This window comes from Brevibacillus fortis (assembly GCF_046196545.1).
GTDB lineage: Bacteria > Bacillota > Bacilli > Brevibacillales > Brevibacillaceae > Brevibacillus > Brevibacillus fortis_A.
On record NZ_CP176370.1, the window covers coordinates 6,182,879 to 6,205,406 of the forward strand.

Consider the following 22,528-nt stretch of genomic DNA (forward strand, 5'->3'; position numbering starts at 1 on the left):
GCCAGCCCGTGTTTGTTCACATAGGCCAACAGGTCCTCTTTTGCTTTCCAGTCCCGATTTTATAAAAGCGGAGACAACAGCCGCGTCAACGATTCCAGCAAGCGCAAACGCAGTGGTCGGTTTACATACTCTCCCAGTGTCATCTCCCGGGAATCAGCCAGATCGGAGACAAACAGTTCCTCCAGCTCCTCTGCCATCTGCGAGTCGTACATAAACGCATTCGTCTCGAAATTCAGCTTGAAGCTGCGAATATCGACATTGGCCGTTCCCACAGACGACAACTGGGTATCGACCACGATTGTTTTGGCGTGCATGAAGCCTTTTTCGTAGAGGAAGCAGCGCACACCACTCTTTAACAAATCACCGAGATAAGAGTGAGTCGCCCAGAATACCAACAAATGATCTGGCTTTCCCGGGACCATCACCCGTACATCTACCCCGGACATTGCCGCCATTTTTAGCGCGGTCAGCATACTTTCATCGGGAACGAAATACGGCGTCTGCAAGTAAATCTTCTTCCGTGCCTTGTAAATCATCTTCAAAAAAGCATGCTTAATTTGCTCTTTTTCCGAGTTTGGCCCACTCGATACGATCTGAACGCCAATCGTGCCCTCGGCCTCATGCATCTCCGGAAAATACGCGAGTGACTCATGCATTCTTTTCGGTGCAGACAAATTCCAGTCCAGGAAAAAGCGTGCTTGCAGCATGTACACCGCTCTTCCCTCTATCAGCAAATGGGTGTCACGCCAATACCCCAGCTTCTTATCCTTGCCCAAGTATTCATCCCCGATGTTGAAGCCTCCGATATAGCCAATCTTGCCATCAATAATCGTCAGCTTGCGATGATTCCTGAAGTTGACCCGAAAATTCAGGAACGGAATCTTCGCCGGGAAAAAAGAGGCGACTTCTCCCCCTGCTTCTACCAATGGGCGCAGAAACTTGGATGAGATACCAGAAGAACCTACCGCATCATAGAGCAGTCGAACCTCGACGCCCTCCTTTGCCTTCTTCGTCAACAGTTGAATGAGCTGTTTCCCTAAATCATCGTCATTCAAAATATAGTAGAGCAAATGTATATGCTCGCGTGCTTCTTCCATCTGTTTGAACATGAGGTTAAACAGACTATGGCCTTCCTTAAAAACCTGAATGGTATTATCCTGCGTATAATACGCTCCATCACTTACCACGTTCATGAAAATCATGTCGCGGTGTCTCTCCATCTCAGGGTCGTTGACCTGCAGTTCACCATGGGCAAGCAACTGCTTTTGCCTATCGACCGCAGCTCGAAAATGGGAAAACTCCCCTTCCTTGAGCCGATACAGCTTTTTCTTGCTCAGCTTATGTCCAAAAATCAGGTAAATAATAAAACCGATGCCCGGCAAAAACAGCAAAACCATCAACCAGGCCCAGGTTGCCGCAATGTTACGCCTCTCCATGAAAATAAGAACGGCACCCAAAATCAGGTTACCTATTGTTACTATCGCAATTATCTTTTCAGACAACGCCATCACACCACATCCAGCTCTAGGATTCCTCCCATATTACAACATTTACTATCGGGATTCATCCTTCCTATCCATCTAGTTTATCCTATGTTGCCAATAGTTTTCCGTTCTTCATGATACATTTGTCGTCCAAATACACATCCGGCTCTTTGACAACCAGATCAATATGTACCCCTGCGACAATCGTCCCGCCAAACGTATTGTTGCTACCAAAGGCTACGTGAATCGTTCCGTATACCTTCTCGTCCTCCAGCACAACTCCCGTAATACGCGCCTTGTCATTCGTTCCGATTCCGAATTCACCCAGCATCCGCCCGTCTTGGTCTCCAAGCATTTGCAGGAGGCGTTCAGCCGATGTTCCTTCTGCTTCTGTGATCCGACCATTTTGGACCGTCAGCAACAGTGGCGAATCAATTTTTCCGATACCCGCGATGGAGCCATCGACGAGGATTTGTCCTTCCGCTGTCCCTTCCAATGGGGCGATATACGCTTCGCCGGAAGGCAAATTGCCCGATTCTCCAGGATTGACGTACATGCCAGTACTCGGCACCCCATTGCGGTCTGCGATGGAAAACGTCAGTGACTTGCCCGCTTTTTCGATTCGCACGGTACTTGCTCGCGTAAGCATTTCGGTCACTCGCTCGGTGAGTGCCTTTACTTGTGTATAGTCAGCGGAAATCGCTCCTGCAAGGAACATGTCTTCCGTAATAGCTGGCATGGTAGCCAGTCTCGTACCATTTGCTGCTGCTTCTTTGCGTGCTTTTGTATGCGTCAAAGAGTGCTGGGTCACACATACCACCACATCTGCGCTCTTCATCGCCGCTGCAACAGCCGCAGGAGGCTCTTGACCGGACTTTTCCCGCTCCTTCATGACCATCAGCATCGCTTCTGCCCCTAGCTGTTTACCGGCTTCCCAGATCGCTTCACCGATGTCCCGCTTCCGCTCGTCGGCCACCACTAAAAAGGTCTCATTTGCTTGTAATGCAAGGCAATTCATCAAAATGGCTTTGCTTGATTCTATCAATGTCATGTAAGAATCATCCCTTTACGTCTATCTAATGGTTAGATTATATCCACTTTTTTCTTGCAAACTCTTCTGTCTTCGCTAAATTGGATCGTTAGTCCTGCCCTTACCCTGTTTATCGGAATCTTCTTGCTTTTACTGTTAAATTTAGTATGATTAGAATACAAATGAAAACGCTTAAGACAATGAGGTCTTCTACCCGCGCTTTATCAATAGGCGTGGGGAAGGCCTTTTTCTTTTGAAAAAATGATAGCGTTTTCATTTGGGGGATCGAGAAAAAGAAGAAGGGGATGACAACCATGTCACACAGAAAAGCACAACCCAAAACGTGGTGGCTGACCATGCTGATGATCGTCGCTCTGCTCGCGATGCAGATGCCAGCTTTGGCCAAGGACACCAACGTGCAGATGCTCGACAAGGGGAAATGGGCACCTGCGACTTATCAAGCCGTCCACGAATTGATTGAGAAAAACGGCATCAAGAGTGCCTCCTACAATGCCAAAAAGAAGCCGTATGCCGTTTTTGACTGGGACAATACGAGCATCATGCATGACACTGAGGAAGCGCTGTTTGTTTACCAGATCAACCATTTGGCTTACAAGCTCACTCCAGAAGAATTCGGGAAGGTCATCCGTACGAATGTACCAGAGGGACCGTTTTCCGATTCGTATAAAAATGTCGACGGCAAGCCTGTCACACTCGATGCCATCGCGACTGATCTCGTAGCCGACTACACGTACTTATATCAAAATTATCAAGGTTTTAAAGGAACGAAGTCGCTGGAGGAAGTGACAGCAACAGAGCAATTCGCAGATTTCAAAGCCAAACTGTTTTTCTTGTATGAAGCGATCAACGATACGCACAGCACCTCGATTGGCTATCCATGGATCCTCTACCTCTTCACGAACATGACAGTGGAAGAAGTGCAACAATTGGCGGAAGCATCCAATGATCACAGCCTGGGCATGGCGATTGAAAAAGTAAGCTGGACGAGCCCGAAATCGTTGGCAGGCAAAGCAGGTGTGGTAAAAGCCTCTCATACAACAGGCCTGCGCCTCACTTCCGAAGTAGCAAACCTGATGAACACACTGCGTGCCAATGGCATCGACGTATATGTCGTGAGTGCCTCCCTGGAGGATGTCGTTCGTGTCTTCGCCACCCTCCCGAAATATGGCTACAATCTCCCAGCGGAGAACATCATCGGCATGCGTTTGAAAACAGAAAACGGACGGATCACGAATGTGTATCTGCCTGACTACCCGATCACGGTAGCCCACGGCAAGACGGAAGTGATCCAGGATGTATTGGTGAAAAAGTATGGTCATGGCCCTATCTTCATCGCGGGCGATAGCAACGGTGATTTCGAGATGATGACAGAGCTGGACAGCGTGCAGCTCTCGCTCGTCGTAAACCGCGTCAAAGGCGGCAAAATTGGGCAGCAAATTACCAAAGGTGCTGAGCAGATGGGCAAAGCAAACCCGACGGTAGTCCTGCAAGGACGTGACGAGAACACAGGCATGTGGATTCCGAGCGAAGCGACGATCCGACTCGGGCAAAAAGAGCCGCAGTTGGTCGCGAAATAAACAGGAAAAACCGCCCTTTGTACGGGGCGGTTTTCTCTTTATGGATGAGTAACGGGAATTCTCCACTCGAGTGGATATTTTTTTTGAACAGCATCCAGTCGTAGGGTGAGCTTCTCCGGGAGCTTGTCGATTTCGTCTTCTTTCCAGCTTTTGCTGTCCACTATCCAAAATTTGTACGTTACTCGCTCGCGTCCTGACTGGTCAGCAGGTCCTGTTGATTGAGTACTCCTTCTAGCACGGTAAGTGATTCCCTGCCCATCTTGGGCTACCCACCAAGGCAAATAAATATCTGAAATATCTTTGGATAGTACCTCTACCTCCATTACCATTTGCTGCTTTTCCGAAAACTCATCTTTTGCCAGCTTGATGCCTTTCACTGTGAAGATATCTTCTCCCACTTGTTTGATTACGGGCTTCTTGTTCAACTCATCGGGATGGAAGGTGACACTCATATCATACGGTATTGCCTTGTGGAAGCTGTTTATGACAAGCGTCTTTGCTTTCCCTTTTGGTAACGGATCGTCGTCCATGATCCAGCGGAAATGCCCATAGCGATCAATAGAATGAGTTCTTTCTTTGCGGCTTTCCTTCCCCTTGCTTCCATCTGCTCCCTCGTAGTAATATCCCAGCATATATTGCTGATACGGAAGAAATGGAGCATAATCCGGGTCCGTCGTCTTTCCGGTTAGCTTTTTTGCTTCTTGTTCCAGTTGTTTTTTGGCCGCCTCTGTCCATTGTGTTTCCAGCTCAATTCGGGTGGTCGTTGGCGTGTTGACGATCTGGTGCAAGGTCATCTTCAATCCATGCTTCGTCACTTGCGTTTGATTGACAGGCAGCACAGTCGTTGCGGCCGTTGCTTTTGCCATCGTGATCGGAACTTGCAGCTTCCAGTTTCCTTTTCTATCACCGATTTCATCAAAATGTATCGACAACGTTTTCGGAAGGGGCTCCTGTCCTTTTTTACCAAGGAGAAACCGGATGAATCCGGCATTATTTTCAAAGGTTGTTCCCCACTCTTCAGAAATGACCGCCCCTTTGGCATCCAGCAATTCAACGGCATCGGATTCTGCGTTTGTCGCTGTCGGATAGGTAGGGAGCAACTGCTTGCCATCCGACTGTTTTATCATTAAAGCTACCATTACCTGCGCCGAATCAGCAATAATTTCCTTTACCTCCAAGGTGATCCCCTGATCGGTAACAGAAAGATTCGATGTTTCGGAGAAGCCTTGTCTCGCCGCCTGTTGCACTCCTTCATCGAACCCGTCTTGAGCAAAGATCGATTTGACATAGGCCGCAAACGTTGGGGACACTTGCATGCTTCCGAGCAGCCCGAGTACGACAGCGGAAGCGATGCCGATGGATGTCCATTTTTTGCTACGGTAAAATGGACGCCTTCTCACCTGCAACGCGTTATTCTGGCATGGCATTTGAAAACTCGGTATCTCGACAGCTCCCGCTACTTTCCTAAGCGTCTCTTGGATTTGCCTCTCCTCGTTAGTCATGAGTCATTGCCCCTTCCCGCAAAAAATCCGATTGATTGCATTCCTTGTCCAATTGCTGTGCAATCAGTTTTCTCGCCTTATACATGCGCGATTTGACCGTCCCCTCAAAGGAGCCCGTAATTTTGGCGATCTCCGACACGCTGAAGCCCTCGTAATAGTAAAGAATAATGACCGCGCGATGCTCCGCCCTCATGCTGCGAATCGCCTGCCATATTTGATGCTGCTCCTCTCGCTGGATCACGTTGTCCAGCGGCGTTAACGCTTCTTCCGGGATCATCTCTTCGTATTCCACCACAGGCTTCTGCTTGCGTACCAGATTCAGAGCCCGAAACGTAATAATCCGGTATAACCAATTGCGAAAGGCCACTCCCCGTTTTTTATCGAGTCGGTCTATGTGCTGATACGCTTCGATGAGCCCTTCCTGAACGGCGTCCTGTGCCAGATGCTTGTCATGAATGATCAAGTACGCTGTCCGGTATGCCATCGCCAGATAGGGCTTGACCAATTGTTCGAAAGCTTCAGGCTCGCCCTCTTGGCATTTAGCAATCAACTCCCACTCATCCACAGCGTTCCCTCCCCTCGTTTTCTCTACTGTATATTCACGAGAACGCGGAGTTTGGTTCACGATACATAGGCGAAAAAATATGAAACATGGAAAAACCCGTCCCCTGAACAGAAACGGGTGAATACTATTACAAAACCTTTCCACCTAAAGGCTAAGTTTCATTTTTTCCTCGATGTTTATTACTTCCCACTTATAAAACGAAGATTTCTGTAAGGTGAAAAGGAGATTTCCTGCATACACTTTTCGAATTCTATTATTTTCATCGTAATCTATCATTAGAAACTCTGCGATTAGCTGTATATGATCTCCGGTTCCTTCGACTTGTCTAACTGAAATTTCGGGTGATTTTAGATTATTCTTAGCGGCAAATTCAAAATAGGAGCGAATTAATTCAATTTGATCTTGTTCCATTTGCACGTGATTTTGTGCGCCATTTGCTATATTGTCTATGACGGTCCTTACTGTATTTTCAGGAGAGTTTAGAGTTTTTAGGATAAACCATCCTGCAATAGATATTATGAAAATCGCGATGACTATTCGTAATTTTTTCACTTCCATTCCTCCTCTATAACAAGTCGAGAGAGTAGGGAATACAGTAAGAAACTAAAATAAAAAATACAAAATCAATGCGACCACATACAATTGCCATACTTTCATTTTGAATTTGATACATACCATTTCCAATACGCCCGATAAGTATTCACAACATTTAAGTAATAGCCAAAAAACTCCCATACCAACGACTATGGCGAAATCGAACGGGCTGAGTCTGCTCTCGATGAAGTTATACACTTTCGTGATATGAAGGAAAATCACAAAGACGAGGAATGAATAGTATTGCATGGAAACAACCTCCCCCATGTAATTAAAACGAAACAGAGAGCACCTAAGCCCCAGATTTCCATTGTAATATCAGCTATCTTCTCTTCCTGTCTACTTCGTAATGATCTTTCGGTTGAGAGAGATTTTGGGGGGCTAATTGGGAGAGGATGCAATGAGTTGTTCAACTTCGTTTCTAAGTTCCGAAATATTCTGCCCTGAATAACTTTCCTGGAGGAAATAAAGATCACCATGCTGATCTATTGTCTCTAGAGAAACTTGCGATACCAGAGTGTTCTCGCTATTAATTTTAATCTTTCCTTGAACTGACCCTACTATGTTATAGACGTCATCTTTATCTTCTGTTAAGAAAACAAAATATTTATTTCCTTCTTTCATAGGAATACTTCCTTCAATCCCTACCGATGTCATTCTGGGTTCACCATTATCATCATTCACTAATTTAGATCCTGGCTTTCCTGCGAAATATTTGGCCGCCTCTCTTTCATCGAATTCCCCTCCAGTTTCCAGTACAGATACTGTATCATCTATCTCTACATCACCTTTATAGACTTTCGTTAATCTTAATTCAGAGACTGTATATACATCTAGTCTTTCATAATTAGGGTTATTTTCTTGAGAAATAACTTCAGCTTCGGCTATGATATCTGCATTTTCAGCTAGACCCTCCACGTCAGTGAATGTCTCGGTAAACATTGCTTCACCAGAAACTATTCTATAATCTGTATCACTGGAATAAAGAAAACTCTGTTTTTTCAAGTCACCTATATAGTAAACAGCAAGTCCTGCAATTGTTATAAAACCAATAGTAGCCAATGCTATTTTTTTTGTGGATTTTAAATTCTTAATGCTAATCATTAGTATTCTCCTTTCTACAAAATGATAGATAGAATAGTTTGAACCCATCTAAGTTACTAAAGCGATTGATCAGTAGTAGAAGTTCGTTAGTCAGTCTACCGAAAGAATAGCGTATTTCCTTTTGAGGAGGTAGCAAATTCCTTCGCTTGATGGGCATGGGGTCTGCTCACGATAAAAAAAAATAAGATATGAACCGAACCTTTTTCCGCTAAAGAGGCAATATAGTGTGTAAGCTGCTTATTCAGCGAACAAATAGAACAATCCGATTCTCATTATTTACAACAAAAAAGGAGCGAAGTAATTATGAAAAAACGATTAATTGGTGGAATCGTTGCTACTGCGATTTTGATTCCAGTTGCAGCATTTGCGGCTTCTGGCGTGATTGACATGCCTACAAGAACACCGATGACTTCTGAACAAGTCAAGGTGGATGAGGTTGGCAAATCAACGCTTGAGAAGCTGTATCTCGCATATCCTGAAACAAAATCGTTTGAGATTATCGATGCAAGCAACGTTCAAGGTGATGTATCCAAAGGGAACAATGTAATCAACGTGAAGCAAACAAGTATCGTACTACAGGAAAAAGGAGGAACCGGCAAAAAGATTACCCTCCATACAAACGGTAGTACGGGTGAGATTGAACACGTGATTCAAGAGAATTGGGAGCCTAAGGAGAAGTCACTCATTACGTTAACCGATCAGGAAATCAAGGCGAAGGTAAATGATCTTATTGATAAAATGTATGGCAACGTCGAACAATACAAGGTTGCTATCGAGCAAATGGAGAATCTAAACCAAAAAACATGGATGTTGAATTACACCAATGAGATGTTCGATAAACCGGTCTACCAGGTTTTTGTTCAGGACAATACCATTAGTCTTACTAAGATCGTAGGTATTCCTACAGCTGATACACCTTCTGATACACCTTCAAACATTAAAGTAGAGGGCCTATTCTCTATAAATGGTAAGCCTGATTATAGTGCTGACAACTTTTTAAACGATGAAAAACTGTTTGCTTTACTAAAAATCAGCCCGACAGAATTAAAACAAGAATTAGCAAAAGGTAAAACTGTTGTGGAGATTGCAGCATCTAAAAATGTCACGAAACAACAAGTGATTGATGTGATTGCAGAAACACAGGCTAGAGGACAACTTCAAGGTGATGGAGTACCGGTCACCGAGCAATCACTGAAACAAATGATGAAAGAAGTTGAACCAAAAGTCGTACACATAATTGAACACAAAACGGAAACGGAATGGTAGAAAAACAGAGTCAACTGGGGTACACAAGTAAAAGAGAAGAGGCGGGAGAACCGTCTCTTTTTTTATGGACTAATTTTTCAGAATTCAGGCCACAATAAGCCAGATAGTCTGGTTTATTGGACTCGAAGGGTAACATACTTTACTGGACTTTCTTTTGAATCAAACGTAAATCTTAGTAGGTTTCCATTGTTTTCATATTCCAATATAAACGTATGATCACCTGAGTCATCCATAAACTCTCTAGAGGGTTCTCCTATTTCTTTTTTGATTTCCTCAGGTTTTCCAGTCATTCCTACAGTCTTTGGTTCGGCATTCATTAGGACGACTTTATTCGTATCCTTTACTTCATCAATTGAGTTAGCATAGTCTTCGAATTGTAAATTAAAACCCTCATAGTATATTGTGAATCCATACTCAGAATTTCCACTCTCGACGGGGGTTCCGATTTTATCTAGAACCTCTTTCTTTGTTGCTCCGATGCCAATTAAGACACCTTCTAATTGCCCATTTTTTACTTTCTCCAAAGTGTCCGATTGAGCAGAATTAACAGTAATATCTTCAGTTTTTTCAGATATATTGGAACAGCCAAGTAAAGTCATTGAGCTAAGAACTACAACAAGCAAAGCATTACGACATATTTTAGGCAGATCAACCACACTCCTCATAATTTGTTTAGTCGGTGGTAAGAGTCCATCCGAGATGCTGAAAAAATAGATCGTATGGCTAGTGATTTATGGGTAATTATATAAACGCACTTTAACACACTTTAATATGGATGCCACAAGAAAAACGAACATGTGCGTTTACAAGGTTAAGGAGTGCTAGACACAAAAAATAGCCGGTTATGCTGCTAGTGTTAACCGGCTATCTGGAAGCAAATTCGAGATTATTCTTCCTTTTCGTAATCCCATGTTCCATTGTTTGCATTAATCTTAAATTAAAAGTAACAACAAAATACTTTGATTATATTTTTTGGTTGTATTGTTTAAATTCAACTAATGTATTAGGCATATTTAATGGCCACATTCTTCCCTCAATGAAAATATAGCTAAAAACATACTTACCATTTTGTTCGATTTGATCATATGCCTCTTTAGCGCTAAGTGTATTACTCTTTACAGGAGAGGAGCTTAACAAGCTTACCTCATCTCCAATTCTAATTGTCTTCTCATTGCTACAAAATTCAGTTTCGTTATTTAAACAAATATGCTTGATACTAAGAAAATATTTGTCATTTTCTACCCATTTGTTTGTTACTACAACCCACCCATACGTTTTACTATGTGCCTGAAAATTCATATATAACCCAATCATACTAAGCAAAAACAGGAGCATAATACCTAGTACTACTTTTTTTTTCATGATACATCCGCCCCTTACTAAAAATACAATAAGAAGGTAAGGAAGCCCTCCCTTCTTATTATTATATTAATTATTCGGTCGATCATCACCAATTTCAAAACTTTCATCCCATGTCCACTTATCACCAGCGTCGTCACTAAATGTAATTCCTGCTGGACCAAGACTTATTTGAATATCATGTGTCCAATGAGGGTGAAAATACGCTCCAGCATATGTATAAGTTTCACCAGCTTTACTTACAGGAACTCTAATTTCTTCATGCCCCGTTCCTCTAACTTTTAATGCGCCTTGAATATCATACCATCTGAAAGACCACTCAGTTCCCGCTAGATTGTTTTGCTCATTCGTCACCGGGACATCATGCCAGCTATTTCCTCCATATTTACCATTTCGTCCCAGATACTGTACGACTGTCCAGTCTGCTGATGCATACTTTGTTCCTTTATCTCCCCAATGAAGTGCAAAGTGATCCGTCATTTTTTGAAAAGGGGTACTACTCCACTCGAACTCTATATAAAAATTATATTTGAATTCCTTACCATTTCCAGTTAATCCGGCCCAAGTTACATAAGTCTTTCCATACCAATTCTCATCTTCTTTGTCCCAGGCAGTTTTGAGTTGAACATATTCCTTATCGGATTTTAACTGTTCTTTTATTTCATCAATGCTCTCACCCTCAAATGTTACTTCATCTTTTTCATCTCCAGTGCGATATGTAGCATGTACTGGAGTTGTCTTTACTCTTTTACCGCCGTCGGATACTAGTCTTGTCTTTAGAGCAATACTCATATCAGAAATCTCGGCTTTAGAAAAACCCATTTCCACTAAAATATTTTCTAACTGGCTTTCAGTCAGTTCCTCAGCGAATGATACTGGACTAATTCTACCATCTTCGAATTTTTTGACCTCATAATCTTCACCTATATCAATATCCATAGTTTTTTCAGTACTCGCAAATGTTGGAACTGCAAATAAAGACATAACGAGTGATAAAAACAATACCAATGATCTTAATTTCTTAATCATAATTATCACCATCTTTTCCATTTAGATTCCCATCATTTTTGATTGAATGACCAGAATGTACTGATCCAACTGCTGGCTTAATTCCACGACGTTATCATCCAAGAAATCATTCTTCTCTAAATACATTTGCACCAATTGTTCTCGCAATTCTTCCACAATTTTTTTCAAATGATCAATATCGTGATAGGTTACTCCTTCTCGATCTAGAGGTAGCATGATACATTTACTTATAGGAGCCGTAACTGCTCCTCCTGTGGGCGTTCCTTTAACCTGTCGAAGGGGGGGAACGCCCTTTTTAAATGCAATAGCTGCTATAAGACTCACCCTACTTCCTTTACCACCGGATTATTCGCTTGGTTTTAGTGCACCTGTGGCTCCTCTTTTTAGAGATGTTCTTAGATTTCTATTGCTTTATGGAATATCTTCATATCCCACCTCCTTCATTTTGAGATTTATTACATAATTAACCATAAATTGATATGCAGGTTTTTACCAACTGCAAAAAATGGAATAAAAAAAACATCCTGACAAAGGATGTTTCATCAACCTACGATATATTCACAATGACCTAACAGTATACTAGTCACCTAATTTGTTTTGGTTACCTATTCGCTTATTCAAATTCCCTAGCCATCCAAACAATGCTATGTATGTAAGGGTCTCGTCATGTCGATTCATCAAATCCGCTAGAGAAAGGCAATATATCGTTTCTTCAATTCCTCTCTCTATCCTTCCCTTACCGAACTCATAAATAGCCATCTGATATCGAAACCGAAGATGTCGATCCAATCCAATTGCTTCTGTAAATTGATCGAAACTATCAATTTGGGAGGCAAAGCGCTCTAAAATCCCATCCACGCAAAAGTGGTAGGTGTTAGCGGATTTCATAATGGCATTTAAACCAGCAAGAACTTCAATGGTGGGAAGAATGTCGAGATAATCTGCATACTCTTCAATGATGCTTGTATTGCCAGACAATACCTCCAATGTGTAGGAGTTCGCCTTTGCCCATACTTTGAATCTTTCTACATCTTTACGTCCGTTTTCATCAAGTAATTCAAACCATCCTAAATAAGCGTAAACTTGCACATACTGCTTCGCCTCTTCATACAGTCCTTGCATTTCCAGTGCTGCGCCTTTATATAAATGTCCCATTCCGTAATAATAGACAAGATGGCGCTCTGGTTTCAGGGGTTCCCCTTTTTTGTTTCTTTTCAACCTCTCCAATTCATGTATGCAAACAGTTTCTGCAAGAAGCCGTAACTCGTCACCGTACTCCCCTGATTTGTTCCACTTTTGCAAAGCATAACAAACCCGTGCTAATTGGAATAAAGCATCGAGTTGGTAGTTCTCTGGAAGCCTATTTCGATACGGAGAAAACCGAATTACATTCTCCCAATTTTCTTCTGCATTTGTCCCAAGTACAACACGAAATAACCGATACTGACTCATCACGAAGTGGTTCGAATAGCTATCTTTTTCATTCTCAATCACATATTCATAAAAGGGCACCGACTCTTTCCGTTGCCCTTTCTCATATAGCTGCTCTGCAAGGGCAAACAGAATCGAGATGTTTTTCGGATTCTCCAGCATAAGGGGAACAGCAGCCTCTATGCAATCCTTTCGCCCTACCTCTACGCATCGAATCAAGTACGGTATTAATCGGGGCCGCGATATTCTCTGCTCTGATAAACATTCTTCTGTATACAGTTCGTATAACCAACCCGGATCGTGACCAAATACCTTAGCTAGTACGTCTAATTGACCAATAGTAATGGCACGTGGCGGATTTCCATTAAGAATCTCACTCAAGCTTCCGGGGTTAATGCCCGTTAATTCACCCAGCTTGCTTATTGTGTAGCCATGCTTTCTCCGGCATTTTTCAATTTCTGACCGCAGTGACCGATGCATTGTCTCTTGCAGCCCCCCATAAAGGATCATACTTTCGTCCTTTTCCTCTATTTTACAGTTTTGATTATTTCCCCAAAATTCACTACTTTTCCTTCCTATCAATTCGTCATCCAGCTCGGAACTTTGACTCAGAATTGTTGGCTTACAGCTAAAACCATCTACAATATATTTACAAGAAACTTTGACTAGATACTAGTTACCTAACTCGTTTTGGTTAGCTATTCGCTTATTCAAATTCCCTAACCATCCAAACAATGCTATGTATGTAAGAGCCTCGTCATGTCGATTCATCAAATCTGCTAAGGAAAGGTAATATATACTTTCTTCAATCCCTCTCTCGATCCGCCCTTTACCAAACTCATAAATGGCAGTCTGATACCGAAACTGGAGATGCCGATCTAATCCTATTGCTTCTGTAAATTGATCGAAACTGGCAATTTGCGAAGAAAAGCGATCCAATATCTCATCTACACAAAAATGGTAGGTATTTGCTGATTTCATAATAGAAATCATACCAGCAAGTAATTCATTGGTGGGCAAACTTTCAAGATAGTCTACATACTCTTCTAAGACGTCTGTATTCCCAGATAATACCTCCAATGTATAGGAGTTCGCCTTTGCCCATACCTTGAATCTTTCTACCTCTTTACGTCCGTCTTCATCAAGTAATTCAAACCATCCTAAATCAGCGTAAACTCGTACATACTGCTTCGCCTCTTCATACATTCCTTGCATTTCCAGTGCTGCACCTTTATATAAATGTCCCATTCCGTAATAATAGACAAGAGGGCGCTCTGGTTTCAAGGGTTCCCCTTTTTTGTTTCTTTTCAACCTGTCCAATTCATGCATGTGAACAGTTTCTGCAAGAAGCCGTAATTCGTCACCGTACTCCCCTGATTTGTTCCACTTTTGCAAAGCAAAACAAACCCGTGCTAATTGGAATAAAGCATCGAGTTGGTAGTTCTCTGGAAGCCGATTGCGATACGGAGAAAACCGAATTACATTCTCCCAATTTTCTTCTGCATTTGTCCCAAGTACAGCACGAAATAACCGATACTGACTCATTACAAAGTGGTCAGAATAGCTATCTTTCTCATTCTCAATGACATATTCATAAAAGGGCACTGACTCTTTCAGTTGCCCTTTCTCATATAGTTGCTCTGCAAGGGCAAACAGAATCAAGATGTTTTTCGGATTCTCTAACAATATGGAAACAACAGTCTCTATGCAATCCTTTCTCCCAACCTCCACGCATCGAACCAAATACGGTATTAATCGTGGGCGCGAAATTCTCTGCTCTGACAAACATTCTTCCGGGTATAATTCATATAACCAACCCTGCTCGCGTCCAAATACCTTGGTGAACGCATCTAATTGCCCTATAGTCATAGCCCGCGGCGGATTTCCATTAAGAATCTCACTCAAGCTACCAGGGTTAATGCCTGTTAATTCACTTAGCTTGCTTAATGTATAACCGTGCTTTCTCCGGCATTTTTCAATTTCTGACCGCAGCGACCGATGCATTGTCCCTTGCAGCCCCCCATAAAGAATCATCTCTTGGACCCGTCCTCCATTTTACTATTTTTAAAAATATACCACTTGGTCTTCTTATCAATTCGTAATCCAGTTCGAAACTATGATTCAAATATGTCAAGAGTCGGCAATTACCTAGATAGATAATAGTTTAATGGAGGGTTTTGGAGGACTTGAGGTGTGAGAAGGACTTACTTTTCCGTTTTCAATCTGTTTTGTGCAATAACAATATATTTATCCAATTGTTGGCTCACAGCCAAAACTTTATCATGTGAGAGACCGTACTTTCCCGCCAACTCCATCATTTCCCGTCGTAGCTGTTCGATTCTATTATCCAACTCTAAGTGGCAACCGATTTCCTTTACCATGCCCCGGATCGTACACTTACTTTTAGGGGCTGATGCTGCGCCTTTTTTGGGGGAGTTTCCAGGATGGAAAGAAACATCCCTATCTAAAATATTTGCGATAGCAGTAATGTCCAACGCCCCCTCTCTTTTACAATTTATTACATATATTTACTATACAGGGATGTGCAGAAATTCACCGACTAAGAAAAATTGAATAGAAAAAAACATCCCATCGGAGGGATGTTTTTTCGGTTACGATCTATTTAACTAACTATTCCTTGAATCTCAATTCTCTAGGAATCTGTTCCATGCTCATACATAATTATACTGATGTTATTGGGCTTTTCTATAGATGGAGATCCAGTAAATATAGCTAAAACCATAACCACTGATAAAATAATTCTTTTCATAAGTTAAACCTCCCTTAATTTGTATATGCCCACCAAAATTTAGCATATAATGAGAGTTTGCGGATTTCCATCAAATTATTTTGGGAGATTTGCCCTCTTTCTGCCCGTTACAATGGATTGATATTGCTCGACTTGTGATGCAGACGCATACTGTCTATACTCTTCGAATAATGAGACGCATTTAAGAACATCCTCATACCGACTCACGGAATCTGCCAGAGAAAGACAAGTTAACGTTTCTTCAATTCCTTTCCCTATACGCCCTTTGCCGAATTCATAAATGGCTATCTGGTACCGAAACCGAAGCTGCCTGTCCAATCCAATAGCTTCTTTAAATTGACCAAAACTGGCAATGTGCGAAGAAAAGCGTTCTAATATCTCATCCACACAAAATTGGTACGTATTAGCTGACTTCATAATAGAAATTAAACCAGCAAGTATTTCATTCGTAGGAAGACTTTCAAGATAGTCTGCGTACTCCTCAATGATGCTTGTATTGCCAGCTAGTACCTCTAATGTGTATAAGTTAGCCTTTGCCCAAACCCTAAATCTTTCAACCTCTTGGTGCCCGACTTCATCCAGCAATTCAAACCATCCTAAATCAGCGTAAGCATGTACATATGGTTTCGCTTGTACATACAGCCCTTGCATTTCCAATGCTGCGCCTTTGAATAAATGTCCTATTGCATAATAATAGACCAAGTGACGTTCTGTCTCAGGCAGCTCGCTCTTTTTTTCTCTTTTCAATCTGTCCAACTCATATATGTAAATCGTTTCCGCAAGATACCGTAATTCATCAGCGTACTGTTCAGACTTCTTCCATTTTTGCAAAGCATAAGAAACCCGCGCTAATTGAAATAAAGCATCCAGCTGATAGTTTTCAGGAAGCCGATTACGATAGGGGGCAAACCGAATAACTGCCTCCCCATTTTCTTCTGAATTAGTCCCGAGTGCAGCCCGAAACAATCGATACTGACTCATTACGAATTGGTCAGAATGTCCATCTTTCTCGCTATCAACGACAGCCTGATAAAAAGGTACGGACTCTTTTAGTTTCCCGCTTTCATATAGCTGTTCTGCCACTAAAAAGAGGGTCGAAATATTTTTAGGGTTGTCCAATAATTTAGGAACAACCTCTTCTATGCAATCTTTTCGCCCAACCTCCGCACATCGAACTAAATATGGTATCAACCGAGGGCGCGATATTCTCCCCTCTGATATGCATTCTTCTGTATACAATTCGTACAACCAACCTGGCTCGCGACCAAACACCGCAGCGAGCGCATCTAATTGACCAATGGTCATAGCCCGCGGTGGATTTCCGTTCAGAATCTCGCTCAAACTCCCATGGTTGATTCCCGTTAATTCACCTAATTTACTCAAGGTATAGCCGCACTCTCTACGGTGTCTTTCAATTTCCGACCGCAGCGACCAGTGCATTGTCCCTTGCAGCCCCCCCATAAAGAATCAACCCCTACATTTTTCCTTTATTTTACAATAAAATATATTTTTTTGAAAGATTTTTCTTTACAATTCTTAACATTCCAGTAATCTAGTTCGTCACTCTTCGCACAATTCCTCCAATGTCTTGCGAATACAGCCTCGTAGGAAGAAGCGGATTTCCAGTCCTAGCGCCTCTGGAGCCCTACCCAGCTCCGAAATAAATAGCGGGGGTTTTCAGCTTCAACCTCTGAAAAAACATCCTCGAAACTCTACTTTTGAAGCGCTCCCGCTATTTATTTCGGAGCGAACAGTACCCGCCCTCAGCAGGGCGTAGGCCGAAGCGTAGACTGGAAATCCGCTTCTTCCCTCCACTACGGCTACTCCATCCACATTGTAAAAAAAGCTCCGCCAAGATATCTGGCGAAGCTTTCATTTTCATACTGTGCTTATGGCATAGCTACTTTCATAACCGCACGAACGGAATCTGCGGATTTATCCAAGGCTGCTTTCTCAGCAGCAGTCAGATCCAGCTCGATGACTTGCTCGATACCGTTTCCACCCAAGAGAGTTGGTACGCCCAGGTAGATATCGTTGTAGCCATACTCACCTTGGAGTAGAGCGATGGATGGCAGGATGCGCTTCTGATCTTTCAAGATCGCTTCTGCCATTTCTACCAGAGCTGCCGCAGGTGCATAGTAAGCGGAACCGTTGCCCAAGAGAGCTACGATTTCGCCGCCGCCTTTGCGTGTACGCTCGACGATAGCGTCCAGACGATCTTGTGGGATCAATTTTTCCAGTGGGATGCCGCCAGCGTAGGAGTAACGCAGGAGTGGTACCATGTCGTCACCGTGACCGCCCAATACGAAGCCTGTTACGTCATTCACGGATACATTCAGTTCCATCGCTACGAACGTACGGAAGCGAGCTGTATCGAGTACACCGGATTGACCGATTACTCGGTGTTTCGGGAAGCCGGACGTTTTGTAGAATGTATAGGTCATCGCATCTACCGGGTTGGACAGGATGAGTACGATGGAGTTTGGTGCATATGTTTTCACTTGCTCAGCAACCGAGCGCATGATGGCTGCATTCGTTGCTACCAAGTCGTCGCGGGACATACCTGGCTTGCGTGCAATCCCTGCTGTGATGATTACGATATCGGAGCCTTCGATGTCTTTGTAGTCAGAAGTACCTGTGATGCTAGCATCGAAGCCGAGAACTGGAGAAGCTTCCATCATGTCGAGTGCTTTCCCCTTCGTTGGGTTTTCCAATTGAGGGATATCGACCAATACGATGTCAGCCAGCTCTTTTTGCGCCATGATGAACGCAGTTGTCGCTCCAGTAAAACCACTACCGATTACGGCTACTTTTTTTCTGCGAAATGTCATGCTGAATCCTCCTCGTCATGTTACAAGACTAGTTTTACACCACTTGCTTTTTGCTCCAGCATTTTGGAGAGAATAGTCCCGATGTGGGCACCCGCCTCAACCGGAGATGTACCTTGACGATGAATATTCGAGATCACTGTACGCTCTGATTCTACCATACCTTTGCGTGGACGGTAGCACATGTACGCACTCATGGAATGTGCCGTAACCAATCCTGGACGTTCTCCGATCAAGAGCACCAATACTTCTGGCTCCAAAATCTCGCCGACGTGATCCATACTGGCTACGCGTCCGCCCTTGATAAAAAACGGAGTGCCGCAGGTCAGTCCGTAGCTTTTCAGAGAGTCCATCAGGGATGGAAGCACGTCTTTCAGGTTCGCATCCACCGCAGCAGCACTCAAGCCGTCCGAAACCACGATTTGTACCTGCGGTTTCTTTTGGCAGCGCTCTTGGAGCATGCGTACGCCTTCCTCAGTGAGGATACGTCCCATGTCTGGGCGCTTCAAATAGTTTTCCGTGTTGTCATACTGTGTTTCCACTGTGAACAAAGAGAACTGGTCGAGCACCGCTTGACTGACTTCGCCATATACAGCATCTACAGCCGCAGCATGGTCGCGACGCAATTCGAGCATAGTTTTGGTCAAAGGTCTCACACCTGTACGCCAAACTCCGATGCGCGCTGGCGTGCTGGACAGCAGTTCATCCAAGCCTTCCTTGTACTTCGGATTCGGTACATGTGATGTTCTCTCAGGTTCTGCTATTGGAGCAAGCTGCTCATTCACCACTGGAGCTGGGGTTGGAGCCGTCGTCGCACTCGCTACCGGCTCTGTCTTTGGCTCCGATCTCAGTTGAATCAAGCCTGTCTCTGCTTTTGGTGACGGAGCTTGTTCTGTGGCCTCTCCCAGCTTCTTTTGCAGCTCTGCTACTACTTTATCTACCAAGAAATCTAATTGTTGTTCCATCCGTCTTTCACCTCCTGATCTTACATGAAGATTGTCGGATCGCCTGCTTTTGCAGTCAGCCTACCGTTTTCCATGATGCCCATTTTCTCCAACCATTTTTCAAAATCAGGCGCCGGGCGCAGTCCCATCACTTCGCGGAATGCCGCAATATCATGGAAGCTCGTCGATTGATAGTTGAGCATGACATCGTCTGCCATGGCTACGCCGATCACGAAGTTAACGCCTGCCGACGAGAGTAAAATACCGAGATTGTCCATGTCGTTCTGATCGACCTTCATGTGGTTCGTGTAGCATACGTCACAGCCCATTGGCAAACCGTGCATTTTACCCATGTAATGGTCTTCCAATCCTGCGCGGATTACTTGACGGCTGTCGTACAAATACTCAGGTCCGATGAATCCAACTACTGTGTTCACGATAAATGGATTGTATTTGCGAGCCAAACCGTAGCAGCGTGCTTCCATCGTTACCTGGTCCATGCCGTGATGCGCCTCGGAAGACAGCTCAGAGCCTTGGCCTGTCTCGAAGTACCAGAAGTTCGGTCCATAGGAAGTACCCTCTTTGCGCATCAGCTCGTCTGCTTCATCCAACAGCGCTACATCAATACCAAATGCATTGTTTCCTTTTTCACTACCCGCCAAACTCTGGAAAATCAAGTCTGCTGGTGCCCCATTACGGATGGCACGCATTTGCGTAGATACGTGAGCCAATACGCAGTTTTGGGTCGGGATATCGAACTTGGTCATCACGTCTTTGGTCATGTTCAAAATATCCTTGACGCTGTCCGCTGTATCGATAACCGGGTTGATTCCGATAACCGCATCGCCGATTCCGTAGCTCAATCCTTCGTACAGAGACGCCTTGATGCCTTGTACGTTATCGGATGGATGGTTCGGCTGTACACGAGAAGCCAATACACCTCTCTGACCGATTGCCGTGTTGGCATGCGTCACAACTTTAATCTTGGACGCAGCCGTAATCAAGTCCAGGTTGCTCATGAGCTTGGCGGTTGCTGCGATCATTTCACTGGACAAGCCGCGACTGATGCGCTTGAGTTCATTATCGCCTGCTTGATGGCTCAAAATGTACTCGCGGAGTTCTGCTACACTCCAGTTTTTGATTTCATTGTAAATTTTTTCGTTGATGCCTTCTTCGATCACACGCGATACTTCGTCTTCTTCTGCCGGAACCATCGGATTGTTGCGGATATCCGCCAGCGTCAGATCAGCCAAAACCTGCTTGGCAGCTACACGTTCCCGGGAATCAGCAGCGGCGAGACCAGCCAGCTGGTCGCCTGATTTATCTTCATTAGCCTTCGCGAAAACTTCTTTCAAATCGCGAAATTGATAGGTATGTCCAAGCACAGTCGTTTTCGTGTTCATCACGTCCACCCCTTCTTACATTACGGCCTTTCATCAAACGCGAGTGTTTTGACGACGACGGGAATAATCGTTCCCGAGATCGGCTCACCGAGATCGATGTAATCGCCGTATTCCACACGCACCTGATCGATGCAAATGATTTCCGGTTCCCCTTTGCAACGCAGCGCCAAGGCCTGCCCGAGCGCTTTCGCCATATCTGTTTCACAGATTACGACCATGGTTTGACTCTCAGGGAAAGTGGCCCGGTATTGCTCCGACAGCTCCTGGGACAGCGTCTGTAGCAGAGCGTACGAGCAGTACCCGATGCCGGAGATCGCGAGTGCGAAAGGAATCCCTGTCGTTTTTTCAAACAGGCGCTCACCCAGTTGGTAGATCGAAGCCACTTCCTGTCGCAGTCGTGTGGCATCCGCCAACTGTTCCTCGGTAAGCTCCAGCTTGAGAATCGGAATATTTTTAATCGGCAACAGCTCCGGCTTGATATGCACGGTTGAACCACTAATCTCCGTGCTCTGCATCCCCGCGCCAATTACCGTTGCCCGTACTGTTTGATCCGGGTCTAGCCACTGTACCGGATACGTTCCTTTTTCGCGCTCCTGCTGGAGTACATATCCGAGCAGTGGGCCGAAATCACCGTATCGACTCGCATCCGATATATTTCTGACGGGAGGTCCGCTCATGAGCAGACCCACACCGCCTGAGACAGTCAATTCGTCAACAGGGATGGAATCGCGCAAATGCGGCCCCACTACGAGCAGGCCTGATACTTGGCGCTCTTTCCCCGTCAAATAATCGAGCATGCTGCGTCCCAGCTGTTCGGCAACCTCTGTGAGCTGCGCGAATCCGATTTCCTGTCCGACTTGAATACGCAGTCCTTTTGCCGACAGCCATTGTTGAATGTTCGGCGACACGTATTGAACGACACCTTGCGGACTGAGACGGATCAGTCTTCCTCCGACATGGAACGTAACCGTCGCAATCGCTCGACCACGTTGGAAGTAGGCTGCATTCGCTGTTCCTCCGCCAATATCGACATTGACGATTACACCTTGCATGGCTTGGGAGCGCTTTTCTGCGCCAGCGCCCTTGCCCGCCAGCACGCCTTCGAGGTCAGCACCTGCTGTCGCTACCACGAAATCCCCGGAGCGTTCAGCCAGCAGATGAACGATATGCTGTGCGTTCTTTTTGCTGGCTGTTTCTCCGGTAATGATGACCGCCCCGGACTTGATTTGAGACAAGCTGATTTGTGCCTTGTCGTACTCGGCTGCAAGAATCGATCCGATTCCGTCAGCGTCGATTTCATCAAATCCGATGAGCGGTGTGGAATGTACTTCACTCGCATACAGCAATTGTCGCTCCACAATCTGATAACGCGGCAGCGAAAACGTGCTGGACATGCGACCCAATCGCAATCGGCTTACGATCATTTTGGTCGTGCTTGTTCCCACATCGATCCCGACGCTTTGGATCCATTGTTCGTCCATATGAACCTCCTTGAACCATTGGCGTGCCAGACGGGCTTACGAAAAAACGCTTGAACAGCCGGTTCCTTGCTCCCGGTCTGATTCAAGCGCCTTTGCTCTCTTCGTATCTACTTGTCACTGCTTTTTATGAAAACGTCAGT

Annotated in this window: 20 protein-coding genes; 2 read left to right on the forward strand and 18 right to left on the reverse strand. The window is 44.4% G+C overall.

Going from position 1 to position 22,528, the window contains the following annotated elements; translation table 11 throughout:
- Positions 1-59: 59 nt before the first annotated feature.
- Together cls and ACKKE8_RS29970 are read right to left on the reverse strand one after the other, a co-directional pair.
- Complete coding sequence (cls, locus tag ACKKE8_RS29965) at positions 60-1,508, reverse strand: cardiolipin synthase (protein ID WP_409176201.1); 1,449 nt, start codon at positions 1,506-1,508, stop codon at positions 60-62.
- Between the two features lie 82 nt (positions 1,509-1,590).
- Positions 1,591-2,535 carry an aminopeptidase gene (locus tag ACKKE8_RS29970; RefSeq protein WP_064200296.1) on the reverse strand — a complete coding sequence of 315 codons (945 nt, stop codon included), beginning with the start codon at positions 2,533-2,535 and terminating at the stop codon, positions 1,591-1,593.
- Between the two features lie 293 nt (positions 2,536-2,828).
- Here ACKKE8_RS29970 and ACKKE8_RS29975 point away from each other — a divergent pair, with 293 nt between their 5' ends.
- Positions 2,829-4,112, forward strand: coding sequence for a haloacid dehalogenase-like hydrolase (locus tag ACKKE8_RS29975; RefSeq protein ID WP_409176202.1), 1,284 nt, complete (start codon positions 2,829-2,831; stop codon positions 4,110-4,112).
- A 38-nt stretch (positions 4,113-4,150) separates the two neighbouring features.
- Here the strand turns inward: ACKKE8_RS29975 and ACKKE8_RS29980 are convergent, their stop codons facing one another.
- From ACKKE8_RS29980 to ACKKE8_RS29995, 4 genes are all read right to left on the reverse strand, one after another.
- Entirely contained in the window at positions 4,151-5,614 is a 1,464-nt protein-coding gene (locus ACKKE8_RS29980) for a DUF4179 domain-containing protein (protein WP_409176203.1), read from the reverse strand.
- Positions 5,607-6,179, reverse strand: a complete 573-nt coding sequence (locus tag ACKKE8_RS29985) for an RNA polymerase sigma factor (RefSeq protein WP_409176204.1) — start codon at positions 6,177-6,179, stop codon at positions 5,607-5,609. The genes ACKKE8_RS29980 and ACKKE8_RS29985 overlap by 8 nt, the downstream gene beginning before the upstream one ends.
- Positions 6,180-6,323: 144 nt before the next feature.
- The gene (locus tag ACKKE8_RS29990; RefSeq protein ID WP_409176205.1) at positions 6,324-6,731 is read right to left on the reverse strand and encodes a hypothetical protein; all 408 of its coding nucleotides are present in this window, start codon (positions 6,729-6,731) and stop codon (positions 6,324-6,326) included.
- Positions 6,732-7,154: 423 nt separating this feature from the next.
- Positions 7,155-7,877 (reverse strand): hypothetical protein, encoded by a 723-nt coding sequence (locus ACKKE8_RS29995; RefSeq protein ID WP_409176206.1) that lies wholly within the window; start codon positions 7,875-7,877, stop codon positions 7,155-7,157.
- A gap of 303 nt (positions 7,878-8,180) precedes the next feature.
- Between ACKKE8_RS29995 and ACKKE8_RS30000 the strand changes: the two genes are divergently transcribed.
- Positions 8,181-9,143: a hypothetical protein gene (locus ACKKE8_RS30000; protein WP_409176207.1), complete on the forward strand. Its 963-nt coding sequence runs from the start codon at positions 8,181-8,183 to the stop codon at positions 9,141-9,143.
- A gap of 113 nt (positions 9,144-9,256) precedes the next feature.
- Here ACKKE8_RS30000 and ACKKE8_RS30005 read toward each other — a convergent pair whose 3' ends face one another.
- The 12 genes from ACKKE8_RS30005 to ACKKE8_RS30060 all read right to left on the reverse strand — a co-directional run bounded on the left by ACKKE8_RS30005 (position 9,257) and on the right by ACKKE8_RS30060 (position 22,388).
- Positions 9,257-9,808 (reverse strand): DUF4309 domain-containing protein, encoded by a 552-nt coding sequence (locus tag ACKKE8_RS30005; RefSeq protein ID WP_409176208.1) that lies wholly within the window; start codon positions 9,806-9,808, stop codon positions 9,257-9,259.
- A gap of 298 nt (positions 9,809-10,106) precedes the next feature.
- Positions 10,107-10,505: a hypothetical protein gene (locus tag ACKKE8_RS30010; RefSeq protein ID WP_144618637.1), complete on the reverse strand. Its 399-nt coding sequence runs from the start codon at positions 10,503-10,505 to the stop codon at positions 10,107-10,109.
- A gap of 66 nt (positions 10,506-10,571) precedes the next feature.
- Positions 10,572-11,531, reverse strand: a complete 960-nt coding sequence (locus tag ACKKE8_RS30015) for a hypothetical protein (RefSeq protein WP_409176209.1) — start codon at positions 11,529-11,531, stop codon at positions 10,572-10,574.
- 21 nt (positions 11,532-11,552) lie between these two features.
- Entirely contained in the window at positions 11,553-11,747 is a 195-nt protein-coding gene (locus ACKKE8_RS30020) for a Spo0E family sporulation regulatory protein-aspartic acid phosphatase (RefSeq protein WP_409176210.1), read from the reverse strand.
- 363 nt (positions 11,748-12,110) lie between these two features.
- Complete coding sequence (locus ACKKE8_RS30025; protein ID WP_409176211.1) at positions 12,111-13,472, reverse strand: helix-turn-helix domain-containing protein; 1,362 nt, start codon at positions 13,470-13,472, stop codon at positions 12,111-12,113.
- 162 nt (positions 13,473-13,634) lie between these two features.
- Positions 13,635-14,996 (reverse strand): helix-turn-helix domain-containing protein, encoded by a 1,362-nt coding sequence (locus ACKKE8_RS30030; protein WP_409176212.1) that lies wholly within the window; start codon positions 14,994-14,996, stop codon positions 13,635-13,637.
- A gap of 170 nt (positions 14,997-15,166) precedes the next feature.
- Entirely contained in the window at positions 15,167-15,457 is a 291-nt protein-coding gene (locus ACKKE8_RS30035; protein WP_047069967.1) for an aspartyl-phosphate phosphatase Spo0E family protein, read from the reverse strand.
- A 350-nt stretch (positions 15,458-15,807) separates the two neighbouring features.
- Positions 15,808-17,193: a helix-turn-helix domain-containing protein gene (locus ACKKE8_RS30040; protein ID WP_409176213.1), complete on the reverse strand. Its 1,386-nt coding sequence runs from the start codon at positions 17,191-17,193 to the stop codon at positions 15,808-15,810.
- A gap of 428 nt (positions 17,194-17,621) precedes the next feature.
- Positions 17,622-18,563 (reverse strand): malate dehydrogenase, encoded by a 942-nt coding sequence (gene mdh / locus ACKKE8_RS30045; protein WP_015893779.1) that lies wholly within the window; start codon positions 18,561-18,563, stop codon positions 17,622-17,624.
- A 20-nt stretch (positions 18,564-18,583) separates the two neighbouring features.
- Positions 18,584-19,525 (reverse strand): ethanolamine ammonia-lyase subunit EutC, encoded by a 942-nt coding sequence (eutC, locus tag ACKKE8_RS30050; protein ID WP_409176214.1) that lies wholly within the window; start codon positions 19,523-19,525, stop codon positions 18,584-18,586.
- Between the two features lie 20 nt (positions 19,526-19,545).
- Positions 19,546-20,907 carry an ethanolamine ammonia-lyase subunit EutB gene (locus ACKKE8_RS30055; RefSeq protein WP_409176215.1) on the reverse strand — a complete coding sequence of 454 codons (1,362 nt, stop codon included), beginning with the start codon at positions 20,905-20,907 and terminating at the stop codon, positions 19,546-19,548.
- 20 nt (positions 20,908-20,927) lie between these two features.
- Positions 20,928-22,388, reverse strand: a complete 1,461-nt coding sequence (locus ACKKE8_RS30060) for an ethanolamine ammonia-lyase reactivating factor EutA (RefSeq protein ID WP_409176216.1) — start codon at positions 22,386-22,388, stop codon at positions 20,928-20,930.
- Positions 22,389-22,528 lie beyond the last annotated feature (140 nt).

What these genes read in the sequence shown, in the direction of transcription:
- cls (WP_409176201.1), bottom strand. Translation starts at nt 1,508, where the DNA reads ATGGCGTTGTCTGAAAAGATAATTGCGATAGTAACAATAGGTAACCTG.
- ACKKE8_RS29970 (WP_064200296.1), bottom strand. Translation starts at nt 2,535, where the DNA reads ATGACATTGATAGAATCAAGCAAAGCCATTTTGATGAATTGCCTTGCA.
- ACKKE8_RS29975 (WP_409176202.1), top strand. Translation starts at nt 2,829, where the DNA reads ATGTCACACAGAAAAGCACAACCCAAAACGTGGTGGCTGACCATGCTG.
- ACKKE8_RS29980 (WP_409176203.1), bottom strand. Translation starts at nt 5,614, where the DNA reads ATGACTAACGAGGAGAGGCAAATCCAAGAGACGCTTAGGAAAGTAGCG.
- ACKKE8_RS29995 (WP_409176206.1), bottom strand. Translation starts at nt 7,877, where the DNA reads ATGATTAGCATTAAGAATTTAAAATCCACAAAAAAAATAGCATTGGCT.
- ACKKE8_RS30000 (WP_409176207.1), top strand. Translation starts at nt 8,181, where the DNA reads ATGAAAAAACGATTAATTGGTGGAATCGTTGCTACTGCGATTTTGATT.
- ACKKE8_RS30005 (WP_409176208.1), bottom strand. Translation starts at nt 9,808, where the DNA reads ATGAGGAGTGTGGTTGATCTGCCTAAAATATGTCGTAATGCTTTGCTT.
- ACKKE8_RS30010 (WP_144618637.1), bottom strand. Translation starts at nt 10,505, where the DNA reads ATGAAAAAAAAAGTAGTACTAGGTATTATGCTCCTGTTTTTGCTTAGT.
- ACKKE8_RS30015 (WP_409176209.1), bottom strand. Translation starts at nt 11,531, where the DNA reads ATGATTAAGAAATTAAGATCATTGGTATTGTTTTTATCACTCGTTATG.
- ACKKE8_RS30020 (WP_409176210.1), bottom strand. Translation starts at nt 11,747, where the DNA reads ATGCTACCTCTAGATCGAGAAGGAGTAACCTATCACGATATTGATCAT.
- ACKKE8_RS30025 (WP_409176211.1), bottom strand. Translation starts at nt 13,472, where the DNA reads ATGATCCTTTATGGGGGGCTGCAAGAGACAATGCATCGGTCACTGCGG.
- ACKKE8_RS30030 (WP_409176212.1), bottom strand. Translation starts at nt 14,996, where the DNA reads ATGATTCTTTATGGGGGGCTGCAAGGGACAATGCATCGGTCGCTGCGG.
- ACKKE8_RS30040 (WP_409176213.1), bottom strand. Translation starts at nt 17,193, where the DNA reads ATGGGGGGGCTGCAAGGGACAATGCACTGGTCGCTGCGGTCGGAAATT.
- mdh (WP_015893779.1), bottom strand. Translation starts at nt 18,563, where the DNA reads ATGACATTTCGCAGAAAAAAAGTAGCCGTAATCGGTAGTGGTTTTACT.
- eutC (WP_409176214.1), bottom strand. Translation starts at nt 19,525, where the DNA reads ATGGAACAACAATTAGATTTCTTGGTAGATAAAGTAGTAGCAGAGCTG.
- ACKKE8_RS30055 (WP_409176215.1), bottom strand. Translation starts at nt 20,907, where the DNA reads ATGAACACGAAAACGACTGTGCTTGGACATACCTATCAATTTCGCGAT.
- ACKKE8_RS30060 (WP_409176216.1), bottom strand. Translation starts at nt 22,388, where the DNA reads ATGGACGAACAATGGATCCAAAGCGTCGGGATCGATGTGGGAACAAGC.